General features: G+C 69.2%; 12 protein-coding genes. 3 read left to right on the top strand and 9 right to left on the bottom strand.

Going from position 1 to position 12,344, the window contains the following annotated elements; genetic code table 11:
• Nucleotides 1-153: 153 nt before the first annotated feature.
• The 9 genes from ACIPAE_RS09325 to rpmH form a co-directional block, all read right to left on the bottom strand.
• Nucleotides 154-771 (bottom strand): GNAT family N-acetyltransferase, encoded by a 618-nt coding sequence (locus ACIPAE_RS09325; protein WP_329366999.1) that lies wholly within the window; start codon nt 769-771, stop codon nt 154-156.
• 74 nt (nt 772-845) lie between these two features.
• A complete protein-coding gene (locus tag ACIPAE_RS09320; RefSeq protein ID WP_366411230.1) occupies nt 846-1,952 on the bottom strand; it encodes a ParB/RepB/Spo0J family partition protein in 1,107 nt (368 codons plus the stop codon).
• Nucleotides 1,949-3,070 carry an AAA family ATPase gene (locus ACIPAE_RS09315; RefSeq protein WP_328466606.1) on the bottom strand — a complete coding sequence of 374 codons (1,122 nt, stop codon included), beginning with the start codon at nt 3,068-3,070 and terminating at the stop codon, nt 1,949-1,951. Before ACIPAE_RS09315 ends, ACIPAE_RS09320 begins: the two co-directional genes overlap by 4 nt.
• Nucleotides 3,071-3,402: 332 nt before the next feature.
• The gene (gene rsmG / locus ACIPAE_RS09310; RefSeq protein ID WP_329366995.1) at nt 3,403-4,143 is read right to left on the bottom strand and encodes a 16S rRNA (guanine(527)-N(7))-methyltransferase RsmG; all 741 of its coding nucleotides are present in this window, start codon (nt 4,141-4,143) and stop codon (nt 3,403-3,405) included.
• A 156-nt stretch (nt 4,144-4,299) separates the two neighbouring features.
• The gene (locus tag ACIPAE_RS09305; RefSeq protein WP_329366993.1) at nt 4,300-4,818 is read right to left on the bottom strand and encodes a R3H domain-containing nucleic acid-binding protein; all 519 of its coding nucleotides are present in this window, start codon (nt 4,816-4,818) and stop codon (nt 4,300-4,302) included.
• A 15-nt stretch (nt 4,819-4,833) separates the two neighbouring features.
• On the bottom strand, nt 4,834-6,108 hold the full coding sequence (gene yidC, locus ACIPAE_RS09300) for a membrane protein insertase YidC (RefSeq protein WP_329366991.1): 1,275 nt from the start codon (nt 6,106-6,108) through the stop codon (nt 4,834-4,836).
• A 2-nt stretch (nt 6,109-6,110) separates the two neighbouring features.
• Nucleotides 6,111-6,428 (bottom strand): membrane protein insertion efficiency factor YidD, encoded by a 318-nt coding sequence (yidD, locus tag ACIPAE_RS09295; protein ID WP_202234819.1) that lies wholly within the window; start codon nt 6,426-6,428, stop codon nt 6,111-6,113.
• A complete protein-coding gene (gene rnpA / locus ACIPAE_RS09290; protein ID WP_328466619.1) occupies nt 6,425-6,823 on the bottom strand; it encodes a ribonuclease P protein component in 399 nt (132 codons plus the stop codon). The genes yidD and rnpA overlap by 4 nt, the downstream gene beginning before the upstream one ends.
• Before the next feature lie 19 nt (nt 6,824-6,842).
• Nucleotides 6,843-6,980 carry a 50S ribosomal protein L34 gene (gene rpmH, locus ACIPAE_RS09285; RefSeq protein WP_103886005.1) on the bottom strand — a complete coding sequence of 46 codons (138 nt, stop codon included), beginning with the start codon at nt 6,978-6,980 and terminating at the stop codon, nt 6,843-6,845.
• 408 nt (nt 6,981-7,388) lie between these two features.
• Between rpmH and dnaA the strand changes: the two genes are divergently transcribed.
• The 3 genes from dnaA to gnd all read left to right on the top strand — a co-directional run bounded on the left by dnaA (nt 7,389) and on the right by gnd (nt 12,304).
• Nucleotides 7,389-9,296: a chromosomal replication initiator protein DnaA gene (gene dnaA / locus ACIPAE_RS09280; protein ID WP_402444013.1), complete on the top strand. Its 1,908-nt coding sequence runs from the start codon at nt 7,389-7,391 to the stop codon at nt 9,294-9,296.
• Nucleotides 9,297-10,173: 877 nt separating this feature from the next.
• The gene (dnaN, locus tag ACIPAE_RS09275; protein WP_328466625.1) at nt 10,174-11,304 is read left to right on the top strand and encodes a DNA polymerase III subunit beta; all 1,131 of its coding nucleotides are present in this window, start codon (nt 10,174-10,176) and stop codon (nt 11,302-11,304) included.
• 64 nt (nt 11,305-11,368) lie between these two features.
• Nucleotides 11,369-12,304 carry a phosphogluconate dehydrogenase (NAD(+)-dependent, decarboxylating) gene (gene gnd / locus ACIPAE_RS09270; RefSeq protein WP_366411227.1) on the top strand — a complete coding sequence of 312 codons (936 nt, stop codon included), beginning with the start codon at nt 11,369-11,371 and terminating at the stop codon, nt 12,302-12,304.
• The last annotated feature ends 40 nt before the right edge of the window (nt 12,305-12,344 follow it).

Here is a 12,344-nt window from a genome sequence, read left to right as displayed (position 1 = left end):
GGGGGGGGGGCCCGCGCGCCCGCCCCCCCCCGTTTCCGTGGGCCCCCCCCCCCCCCGCGCGCGCGTTTTCCCAACCCGGGGGGGGGGGGCGCCCCCCCCCCCCCCCCCCCCCCCGCCGTTTCTGCGTCTCCATCGTCGGAGCGGTCACAGCGGTCACAGCGGCCGCAGGGCCGGCTCTTTCTGTACCGCTCCCAGCAGGCGGTCGATCGCCATCTCGACGTCTTCCCGCCAGGAGAGCGCGGTGCGCAACTCCAGCCGCAGCCGGGGGAAGCGCGGATGCGGCCGTACCGTCTTGAAGCCCACGGCGGTCAGATGGTCGGCGGGGAGCACGCAGTCGGGGGACTCCCACGTGGCGTCGCCGAACGCCTCGATGGCCCGGAAGCCACGGCGGACCAGATCCTTCGCGACCGTCTGCACGAGTACCCGGCCGAGCCCCTGCCCCTGGAAGCCTGGCAGCACCCGGGACGTCATCAGCTGGACGGCGTCTCCCGACACCGGGCTGGTGGGGAAGGCGGTGGAGCGGGGCACATAGGCGGCCGGGGCATAGAGCACGAAGCCGGCCGGCATCTCGTCGACGTAGACCAGTCGGCCGCATGAGCCCCACTCCAGCAGCACCGCGGAGATCCAGGACTCCTTCTCCAGTTCGGGTCGGCCTGCCTTGACGGCCGCTTCACCGCTGACCGGATCGAGTTCCCAGAAGACACAGCGTCGACACGGTTTGGGAAGGTCGGTGAGATTGTCGAGAGTGAGCGGTGCGAGCCGACGTCCCATCTGGCGAAGACCCCGTTTCTGTCAGCCAACCAGCCTGTCGGCACCCCGGCGCAGCCTGCCGGGGTGCCGACAGGTCACTCGGCGCTGTCCTCGGCGTCGTCACCGTCCTCGGATTCGGCCTCCAGCCGGTTCTCCAGGACCTTGCCCTCACCGGGGGCCATTGATCCCAGGATGCGCTCCAGATCCTCTATCGAGGCGAACTCCACAACGATCTTTCCGCGCTTTTGACCCAGGTCGACCTTCACCCTGGTGTCGAAGCGATCTGAGAGCCGGGTGGCAAGGTGCGTCAGCGCCGGCGAGACCCGACGGCCGGCCCGCGGCGCGGCGACCTTACGGGCGGTCGCGGGCTCGCTGTTCATCAGCGTCACGATCTCCTCGACCGCGCGCACCGACAGTCCCTCGGCAACGATCCGATGGGCCAGCCGGTCCTGCTCGTCGGCATCGTCCAGGGAGAGCAGCGCCCGGGCGTGCCCGAACGAGATCACCCCGGCGGCGACCCGGCGCTGTACCGGTGCCGAGAGCTTCAACAGGCGCAGCGTGTTGGACACCTGCGAGCGGGAGCGGCCGATCCGGTCGGCCAACTGCTCATGGGTGCAGGCGAAGTCACGCAGCAGTTGGTCGTAAGCCGCGGCCTCCTCCAGCGGGTTGAGCTGAGCCCGGTGCAGGTTCTCCAGGAGGGCGTCCAGCAGCAGCTTCTCGTCGTCGGTGGCGCGAACGATCGCCGGGATGCGCTCGAGCCCCGCCTCCCGGCAGGCGCGCCACCGGCGCTCACCCATGATCAGCTCATAGCGAGCGGTGTCGATCTGCCGCACCACCACCGGCTGGAGCAGGCCCACCTCCTTGATGGAGGTGATGAGTTCGTTGAGGGCGTCCTCGTCGAAGACCTCTCGCGGCTGCCGAGGATTCGGGGTGATGGCATCCAACGCGAGTTCCGCGAAGTAGGCACCGGTGACCGGCGCCTCCGCCCCGGACAGGTCCGGTTCGGTTCCACGTGAAACAGGGATGTCCACCACCGCGGGTACGGCCTCGGCCGCGCGGCGGTCCGTCAGTCCGGCCACCTTGGCCGCGGCGACACCGCGGTCCAACGTCGCCTGGTTCGCGGACGTGCCTCCGGCCGACTGCGGCGCGGCCGGGATCAGCGCGCCAAGACCACGGCCGAGCCCTCTGCGTCGATCACTCACTGAATCCCCTCCGACATACTGTGCGGGTTGTGCTCTTGGTGCTGTTCGGCGTGCTCCGGGTCGTACTCGACCGCGATGTTGGCAGGAAGGCCCCGTAGGGCCATCTCCCGGGCCGCCTCCAGGTAGGAGAGGGCGCCACTGGAACCCGGGTCGTAGGTGAGCACGGTCTGGCCGTAGCTGGGCGCCTCCGAGATACGCACCGACCGGGGGATGCTGGTGCGCAGCACCTCCTTGCCGAAGTGGGTGCGCACCTCCTCCGCGACCTGGGCCGCGAGCCGGGTCCGGCCGTCGTACATCGTCAGCAGGATCGTGGAGACGTGCAGCCGCGGGTTGAGGTGGGCGCGGACCAGGTCGACGTTCTTGAGGAGCTGACCCAGACCCTCCAGCGCGTAGTACTCGCACTGGATCGGGATGACCACCTCGGCGCCGGCCACGAGGGCATTCACCGTCAGCAGGCCGAGCGAGGGCGGGCAGTCGATCAGCACGTAGTCCAGCGGCTGTTCATAGCCCTCGATCGCCTTCTGTAGCCGGCTCTCACGAGCGACCAGGGAGACGAGTTCGATTTCCGCACCCGCCAGGTCGATGGTGGCGGGTGCGCAGAAAAGCCCTTCGACATCGGCGACCGGGAGCACGACGTCGGAGAGCGGCTTGCTCTCCACCAGGACGTCGTAGATCGACGGGACTTCGGCGTGGTGGTCGATGCCCAGCGCGGTGGAGGCGTTGCCCTGGGGATCGAGGTCGATCACCAGAACGCGGTTGCCGTGCAGTGCCAGGGAGGCCGCCAGGTTGACGGTGGTGGTGGTCTTCCCCACCCCGCCCTTCTGGTTGGCGACCACCATCACCCGGGTCTGGGCAGGTCTGGGCAGCCCCTCGCCGGCGCGGCCGAGCGCTTCGACGGCCAACTGGGCCGCGCGGCCAATAGGGGTGTCATCCATGGGAGGCAATGTTTCACGTGAAACATCGCTCCCGTACCCCGGGGGCCCGGACAGGGGTCCTCCGGCGGTTTCGGCTGAGCGGGGACCGGGGACCGGATCGGCCATCGGTCCCGCAATGTTGGCGTCGGACCGCAAGGACTCACTCTCCTCGACTTCAGGCTCGCTATGAGGAGAGCCTGCCATGCCTGAGGGGTGCTGAACCAGCGAGCCCCGGCCGCCTGTGGATAAATCCCGAGAACTATCCACAGGAGGAGTCTTCTTGACGGGTTTACTGGCATGCGCTTCGGCCGCGGCGCGGCCACGGGTGAGAACTCCGGGGAGCAGTGAGCGACGTTTCACGTGGAACACGATGCACAGCGGCGCGACACTAACTCCGTAGACACTCCGGATTGTTCCGTTTTGGCCGGTTGGATGGCGTAGAAAGCCGACCTGGGAGACGGCCCGGGGGCTTCACGAACGTCGCCGCCGCCAGATGACGCGGGCGGCGGCGACAGACTGAGGATGGACCGCTGCCCTCAGCGCCGGCGCCGGCCGCCCGCACCGTTGCGCGAGGCACGGTGTGCGCGCGCCGCCTTGGCCCGCCTGCTGGCCGCCCGTACCCCTCCGGGGCTCTCGCCGACCTGGACCCGGACCACGGTGGAGAGCGGCTCGACGACGCCCTCGCCGACGTGCACCACCGTCGCGCCCACCGCACCGAGCCGGCCGAGGGCAGCTCGGGCCGCCTTCAGCTCCTCCTCCGCGGTGTCGCCCTTGAGGACGGCCATCTCACCGTGCGGCCGCAGCAGCGGCAGACCCCAGCCGGCCAGCCGTTCCAGCGGGGCCACCGCGCGGGCGGTCACCACGTCCACCGGTGCCAGCAGGCCGACCATCTCCTCGGCCCGGCCGCGTACCACCGTGACGTTCGCCAGGTCGAGCAGCCTGACCACTTCTTCGAGGAAGGTGGTCCGCCGCAGCAGCGGCTCCAGCAGGGTGATCTCCAGATCCGGCCGGACCAGTGCCAGCGGGATACCGGGCAGCCCGGCACCGGAGCCGACATCGCAGACCGACACGTCCGCCTCGACCACCTCGGAGAGCACCGCGCAGTTCAGCAGGTGCCGTTCCCACAGGCGGGGCACCTCGCGCGGGCCGATCAGCCCACGCTGGACCCCCACGTCGGCGAGCAGCCCGGCGTAGCGCACCGCATCGCCGAACCGGTCGCCGAAGACCTCTTTGGCCTGCTCGGGCGGCGCGGGAAGCTCCGCTGCTGCCTCGGTCACGGGGGCGGTCCTTTCCTCGGATGTCCGCGCCTCGGTTCTCCAGGCGCTGGGAAGGCAGACGTACACCATCAGGGTTACAAGGTTCGGCCCCGTCTGCGAACAGACGGGGCCGACGGATCGGTCACGCGCAGGTGCGCGGGCGGGCCGGTCGCGGTGCTACGCGGGCAGAACGACCACGCGGCGCTGCGGCTCCTCGCCCTCGGACTCGCTGCGCAGACCGGCCGCGGCGACCGCGTCATGCACGACCTTGCGCTCGAACGGCGTCATCGGGTCCAGCTTCACCGGCTCACCGGTCTGCTTGACCTCCGCCGCCGCGCTCGCGCCGAGCTTCGCCAGCTCGGCCCGCTTGTGGGCGCGGAACCCGGCGATGTCCAGCATCAGCCGGCTGCGCTCGCCGGTCTCCCGGTGCACCGCGAGCCGGGTCAGCTCCTGCAGCGCCTCCAGGACCTCACCCTCCCGCCCGACCAGCTTGTTCAGATCACGGCTGCCACCGTCGCCGATGATCGACACCGACGCACGCTCGCCCTCGACATCCATGTCGATGTCGCCGTCGAGGTCGGCGATATCGAGCAGACCCTCGAGGTAGTCCGCAGCGATCTCGCCCTCCTGCTCCAGCCGGGTCAGGCCGGCGGACGAGCCGCTTTCGGGTGCCGTGGTCGTGTTGACGTCGCTCACGCCTGGACTCTCCTCTTACTTCTTCTTCGACAGGTTGCCGGGCTTGGGCTTCGCGCCGCCGGACTGCTTGCCCGAGGCACCGCCGCCCTGCTTGGAACCGCCCGCCCGCGGCGCACCGGCCCTGGGCGCGCCCGCGCGGGGCGCGCCGCCCTTCCCGCCGCCGGACTGCTTCCCACCGGAAGACTTCGACGCACCGGACGACTTCGAGGCACCCGAGGACTTGGAGGCACCGGAACCGCCGGACGACTTCGAGGCGCCGGACCCGCCGGACCCACCGGAAGCGTCGGACTCGTCGGACGCCTTCCCGGACGTCGCGGTCCCGGAACCGGAGCCACCAGCCGTACGCGTGCTGGTCGCGGTCCCGCCGGAGGTCCGCTGGGACTTGCTCTGCCGCTTCGGCTGGGTGCGGTTGGCGCGCGCCTGCTCGACCGCTTCCTTCGCCTTGACCTCCTCGGGCGGCTCCACCAGCTTGCCCTTGGCCCGCAGCCGCTCCTGCCGCTGCTTGAACGCGAGACTGCCCGGGGTGGGGTTGCGCCGGATGACGATCAGCTGCTGGCACATCGTCCAGACGTTGGTGGTCAGCCAGTACAGCAGCACACCGACCGGGGCGATGATGCCGAAGCCCGCGAAGATCAGCGGGAACACGTACATCAGCATCTTCTGCTGCTGCATGAACGGCGTGTTCACCGACATGTCCACGTTCTTCGTCATCAGCTGGCGCTGCGTGTAGAACTGCGAGAACGACATCAGCACGATCATGATGATCGTGACGGTGCGTACCTCGGCGTGGCTGGTGTTCAGGTGCGCCAGGGTGGCGGTGGAGTCCAGGAACTTCGCCGGCAGCGGGGCGCCGAAGATGTGCGCCTTGCTCGCGCTCTCCACGAGGTTCATGTGGATCACGCCGACCTCGTGGCCCTTCGCCACATTGCTCAGCACGTGGTACAGGGCGAAGAAGAACGGCGACTGGACCAGAATCGGCAGGCACGAGGAGAGCGGGTTGGTACCCGTCTCCTTGTACAGCTTCATCATCTCCTCGGACTGCTTCTGCCGGTCGTTCTTGTAGCGCTCCTGGATCGCCTTCATCTTCGGCTGGAGCACCTGCATGTTCCGGGTGGACTTGATCTGCTTCACGAAGAGCGGGATCAGCGCCGTCCGGATCAGGACCACCAGGGAGACGATGGACAGACCCCACGCCCAACCGCTGTCCTTGTCGAAAACCAGGCTGTACAGCGAGTGGAACTGGACGATGATCCACGAAACGGCGTCATAGAGGGGGTTCAAGATCCCCACGGTCAGGCTCCTTGGGCGTGAGAGGGTCCGGTGGGCTCGGGCGTGACGGGCCCGTCGGAGCCGCCCCGCAGGTAGCGGCGCAGCAGTTCGTGCCATCGCGGCCGCTTACGCGGCGGGACGTGATCCACGCCACCTGGCGACCAGGGGTTGCACCGCAGGATGCGCCACGCGGTCAGCGCGGTTCCCTTGATGGCGCCGTGCCGGTCGATGGCCGTGTATCCGTAGTGCGAGCAGGAGGGGTAGTACCGGCACACCGGGCCGAGCAGGGGACTGATCGTCCACTGGTAGAGCTTGATCAGTGCCAGTAGTGGGTATTTCATCGAGCCACCCTCCCCTCGGCGTCGCCACGGGTGTCACGGCCCAGCAACCGCTGGAGCGCGGCGTCCAGGTCGAGGGCTAGCTGTGCATGGTCCGCGCTTCCCGCCTCGGGGAGCGCGCGTACTACCACAAGGCTACCGGGGGGCAGCAGCGGCAGACGTTCCCGGACCAGATGACGCAGTCGACGCCGGACCAGGTTGCGTTGCACGGCGTTGCCGACCGCTTTGCTTACGACGAAACCCGCACGCGCCGGGGGACTGCCTCCCCCTGGCGCATGCGGGTCCGTGGCGTCGCGGCGCAGATGGACGACCAGCAGCGGGCGACCCGCCCGGCGTCCACGGCGAACCGCTTCGCCGAAGTCCTGGCGCCGCCTCAGCCGATTCTCGGTGGGCAGCACGGCATGAGACCTGTGGCAATCAGGCGGACAGGCGGGCGCGGCCCTTGCCACGGCGGGTCGAGAGGATGGCACGGCCGGCGCGGGTCCGCATGCGCAGACGGAAGCCGTGGGTCTTCGCGCGGCGACGGTTGTTCGGCTGGAAGGTGCGCTTGCTCACTCTGGGGCTCCAGGGGGATCGGGATGGCAGCGGTGCGTCGCCTGGCTGTCACCGTGCGCCCACGAGGAAGCTCGCGGACTGATCGGGTGTACCGCTTTGACAACCACCCGGAGGCCGGAGGCACCCGGAAGATCTTCGCCCATCGGTAGGCAGGCGGCAGCAGCCATCGACAACTCGACCTCGATACGGTACGTGCGGCTAGGCCATCCGGTCAAACCCGGCCGCGACACCCCGAGGTTTGTACACACCCTGTGGACAACGACTTGAACCGCGCACACTGGCCTGACTACCGTGACTGGACTCCGGGCTCATCCAGGTACCGAACTTCGTACACTCCCCGCCCCTCCGGAGGTTCACACTTTCGCGGGAGTTTTCCGCACCACCAAGCGACCCGAGAGAGCGTGCACTGTGGCCGACGTGACTGCCGATCTTGCCGCAGTGTGGCCACGGGTCCTGCAGAAGCTCCTGGTGGACAGCGAGCTGAAACCGAAGGACACGGAGTGGCTGCAGCGCACCCAGCCGCTGGCCCTGGTGGCCGGCACCGCGGTGCTCTCCGCTCCCAACGAGTTCGCCAAGAACGTGTTGGAGGGCCGGCTGCTGCCGCTGATCACCAAGGTGCTCAGCAGTGAGTTCGGTCACTCGGTCGGGATCGCGATCGCGGTCGCCTCGGGCGGCGAGCAGGATCACCCGCCCCGGCCTCCCGTGGAAACGGCCGACGACCACGACCAGCGCGACATGCACGACTCCCGCGACCAGCACGACAGCCGGGACCCCCGGGACGCGCGCGACGGCCGGGACCCCCGCGACCAGCACGACGCCCGTGACCCTCTCGGCGCCCGCGACAACCGTGACAACCGCGATCCGCGCGACGCCCACGAGATGCGGATGCGCCCCGCCTACCCTGACGACCGCCAGGACTGGCAGCAGCCCAAGCTCGGCAGCTGGGGCGTGCCCGCACCGGTCGAGTTCCAGGAACGCGAGCCGTACGAGGTGCGCCGCGACTCCTATGACGAGCGGCGCTCCCCCCGGGACTCCTACGACGGCGGCAGGTCCGAGTCGTACGACAGCCGCCCGGAGCCGTACGACGAACGGCGCTACCGGCCCGAGCCGCGCGACAGCTACCCGAGCGTGCCGCACCAGGGGCACCAGCAGCAGGGCCGCTCCGGCCCGCACCAGGGCGGTCCGCAGTCGTACATGCCGCCGGCCGGGTACCAGCAGCCGGGCGGGGTGCCGGCCGCGCGCAGCGAGCAGCCGGGCAGCGGGAACGGTGGCGGCGCGGTCGAGCCGACCGCGCGGCTGAACCCCAAGTACCTCTTCGACACCTTCGTGATCGGCGCGTCCAACCGCTTCGCGCACGCGGCCGCGGTCGCCGTCGCCGAGGCACCCGCCAAGGCGTACAACCCGCTCTTCATCTACGGCGAGTCCGGTCTCGGCAAGACGCACCTGCTGCACGCCATCGGGCACTACGCGCGCAGCCTCTACCCGGGCACCCGGGTGCGGTACGTGAGCTCGGAGGAGTTCACCAACGAGTTCATCAACTCCATCCGGGACGGCAAGGCGGACGCCTTCCGCAAGCGGTACCGGGACATGGACATCCTGCTCGTCGACGACATCCAGTTCCTGGCCCAGAAGGAGTCGACGCAGGAGGAGTTCTTCCACACCTTCAACACCCTGCACAACGCGAACAAGCAGATCGTGCTCTCCTCCGACCGGCCGCCGAAGCAGCTGGTCACCTTGGAGGACCGGCTGCGCAACCGGTTCGAGTGGGGCCTGATCACCGACGTCCAGCCGCCCGAGTTGGAGACGCGGATCGCGATCCTGCGGAAGAAGGCGGTGCAGGAGCAGCTCAACGCGCCGCCGGAGGTACTGGAGTTCATCGCCTCGCGGATCTCGCGCAACATCCGCGAGTTGGAGGGCGCGCTGATCCGGGTCACCGCCTTCGCCAGCCTCAACCGGCAGCCGGTCGACCTCCAGCTCACCGAGATCGTGCTGAAGGACCTGATCCCGGGCGGCGACGACTCGGTACCGGAGATCAGCGGCACCGCCATCATGGCGGAGACGGCCGCGTACTTCGGGCTCGCGGTGGACGACCTGTCCGGGTCCTCCCGCAGCCGGGTGCTGGTCACCGCCCGGCAGATCGCGATGTACCTGTGCCGTGAGCTGACCGACCTGTCCCTGCCGAAGATCGGTGCGCTCTTCGGCGGCCGCGACCACACGACGGTCATGCACGCCGACCGGAAGATCCGCTCGCTGATGGCCGAGCGCCGCTCCATCTACAACCAGGTGACGGAGCTGACGAACCGCATCAAGAGCTGACGGCGGGGGCGTCCTCGAGCGTCCTCGAGCGTCCTCGAGCGTCCTCGACCGTCCTCGACCGCGCCCACGAGCGTCCTCGACCGCCCACGACCGCGCCCACGACCGCCCACGAGTGCCCCGGGAGCCCCGCTCCCGGGGCACTCGCCGTTTCCGGCTGTTCGATTACCCCCACCGGAGATCCGTTTCTCCACAGAAACGTCGCCGGACCGCCGTCCACACCCTGGGGACACCGGAGTTGTCCAGATTCGTCTCCACAGGCCAGTCGGCTCAAGGGCCGTCTGCCCAGCTCAGCGGGGTGTGGAAATGTGGGTAACCCATATCCACAGACTGTGGATGAATCGGGCAACCCTGCACCGGGGATGAGAAGTTGTCCACCGCTCGCCCACAGGATGCCCTGGGTTGTGCACAGCTTCGGGCCGCTTCTCCACATGCTCGTCCACTGTTCGGCAACGAAACACGATCGATCCCACGAACGAGTGAAAGCCGTCACACCAAGGAGGTGGGTTGGGCTGGGGAGAACCCGGGTATTTCTGGGGACGGAGCTGGGGACAAGTCGGGTCGCCCTGTGTATCGGGTGTGCACAACTTTCCGCCGTCCACAGCAGCCCCTGGTTATCCACCGCCGTCACCCACAGGCTCGGTGGATAAAAAACCGGGCCTGACCTGCGAAGGAACCGGTTATCCACGGTATCCACAACCCCTACTACTACGACTACACATAGAGAGCTGCGAAGTCGTTTCGAAGCGGGGGGTGTGCACAACTCGGCCCGGCACCGCCCCGCGGCTCGGGTCACGGCTTGACGCCAACCCGCACCTACTGTCAGTCCTGTGCGTCAGACTGGTCCCCGACAGCCAGCAACAAGCAGGAGGCGGTTCCGGTGAAGATCCGGGTGGAGCGCGACGTACTCGCCGAGGCAGTGGCTTGGGCAGCCCGCAGCCTCCCGGCCCGTCCCCCGGTGCCCGTACTCGCCGGACTGCTGCTCAAGGCCGAGGAGGGCAAGCTCAGCCTCTCCGGCTTCGACTACGAGGTCTCGGCGCGGGTTTCGGTCGAGGCCGAGGTCGACGAAGAGGGCACCGTGCTGGTCTCCGGCCGGCTGCTCGCCGACATCTCCAGGGCGCTGCCCAACCGCCCGGTGGAGATCTCCACCGACGGCGTGCGGGTCACCGTGGTCTGCGGCAGTTCCCGCTTCACGCTGCACACCCTCCCCGTCGAGGAGTACCCGGCGCTGCCAGCGATGCCCACCGCCTCGGGCACCGTCCCCGGTGAGGTCTTCGCCGCCGCCGCGGCCCAGGTGGCCATCGCCGCCGGGCGCGACGACACCCTGCCGGTGCTCACCGGTGTGCGGATCGAGATCGAGGGCGACACCGTCACGCTGGCCGCCACCGACCGGTACCGCTTCGCGGTCCGCGAGTTCCTGTGGAAGCCCGAGCAGGCGGACATCTCCGCGGTCGCGCTGGTGCCCGCCAAGACCCTTCAGGACACCGCCAAGTCGCTCACCAGCGGTGACACCGTCTCCATCGCCCTGGCCGGCGCGGGCGACGGTGAGGGGCTGATCGGCTTCGAGGGCGCCGGTCGCCGCACCACCACCCGGCTGCTCGAAGGCGACCTGCCGAAGTACCGCACGCTCTTCCCCACCGAGTTCGCCTCGGTCGCGGTGATCGAGACCGCGCCCCTGGTCGAGGCGGTGAAGCGCGTCGCGCTGGTCGCCGAGCGCAACACCCCGGTGCGGCTGAGCTTCGAGCAGGGCGTGCTCACCCTCGAGGCCGGCTCCAGCGACGACGCACAGGCTGTGGAAAGGGTCGACGCCAAGCTCGACGGCGACGACATCTCGATCGCCTTCAACCCGACGTTCCTGCTCGACGGCCTGAGCGCGATCGACTCCCCGGCCGCCCAGCTGTCCTTCACGACCTCCACCAAGCCCGCTCTGCTCAGCGGGCGGCCGGCGGTCGACGCCGAGGCCGACGACGCGTACAAGTACCTGATCATGCCGGTGCGCCTGTCCGGCTGAGGCCGGGAACGCGGGCCGACGTAGGCTCGTGGTCGGATCAGGTCAGGCAAGGCGGTCCAGCCAGGTGCCGCGGTCACGCGTCAGGCGTGACGCGTCGAATGCTTCGAACGAAGGGTCAGTGATGGAGCTCGGTCTCATCGGTCTCGGCAAGATGGGCGGCAACATGCGCGAGCGCATCCGCCGCGCCGGCCACACTGTCATCGGGTACGACCGGAACCCGGACCTCGCCGATGTCCACAGCCTCAAGGAACTTGTGGACGCGCTCCACGGGCCGCGCGTGGTGTGGGTCATGGTCCCGGCCGGCCCGGCCACCCAGGCCACCATCGACGAACTCGGCGAGCTGCTCTCCCCCGGCGACCTCGTGGTCGACGGCGGCAACTCCCGCTGGACCGACGACGAGAAGCACGCCGACGAGCTGGCCGCCAAGGGCATCGGCTTCGTCGACTGCGGCGTCTCCGGCGGCGTGTGGGGCCTCGCCAACGGCTACGCGCTGATGTACGGCGGCAAGGACGAGGACGTCGCCAAGGCCCAGCCGATCTTCGACGCCCTCAAGCCCGAGGGCGACTCGGGCGCGGTGCACGCCGGCAAGGTCGGCGCCGGCCACTTCGCCAAGATGGTCCACAACGGCATCGAGTACGCCATGATGCAGGCGTACGCCGAGGGCTGGGAGCTGCTGGAGGCGGTCGACTCGGTCACCGACGTCCGCGAGGTCTTCCGCTCCTGGAAGTCGGGTACGGTGATCCGCTCCTGGCTGCTCGACCTGGCTGTGGACGCGCTCGACAAGAGCGAGCACCTGGAGAAGCTGCGCGGTTACGCGGACGACTCCGGTGAGGGCCGCTGGACCGTGGAGGCCGCGATCGACAACGCGGTGCCGATGCCCGCGATCACCGCGTCCCTCTTCGCCCGCTTCTCGTCCCGCCAGGAGGACTCGCCGCAGATGAAGATGATCGCCGCGCTGCGCAACGAGTTCGGCGGTCACGCGGTCACCGCGGCCGAATAGGCCGAGCGGTACCGCACCGCACGTCACAGCAGGGAGGTCG

Origin of the sequence: Streptomyces sp. NPDC087270 (assembly GCF_044744625.1) — a bacterium.
Lineage (GTDB): Bacteria > Actinomycetota > Actinomycetes > Streptomycetales > Streptomycetaceae > Actinacidiphila.
The sequence above is the reverse complement of the archived record's forward strand: the minus strand, read 5'-3'. Positions and strand labels throughout refer to the sequence as shown.

Excerpts from the sequence above, each read along its gene's own strand:
- yidD (WP_202234819.1), bottom strand. The coding sequence starts at position 6,428 with ATGAAATACCCACTACTGGCACTGATCAAGCTCTACCAGTGGACGATC.
- ACIPAE_RS09325 (WP_329366999.1), bottom strand. The coding sequence starts at position 771 with ATGGGACGTCGGCTCGCACCGCTCACTCTCGACAATCTCACCGACCTT.
- ACIPAE_RS09315 (WP_328466606.1), bottom strand. The coding sequence starts at position 3,070 with ATGGCAGGCTCTCCTCATAGCGAGCCTGAAGTCGAGGAGAGTGAGTCC.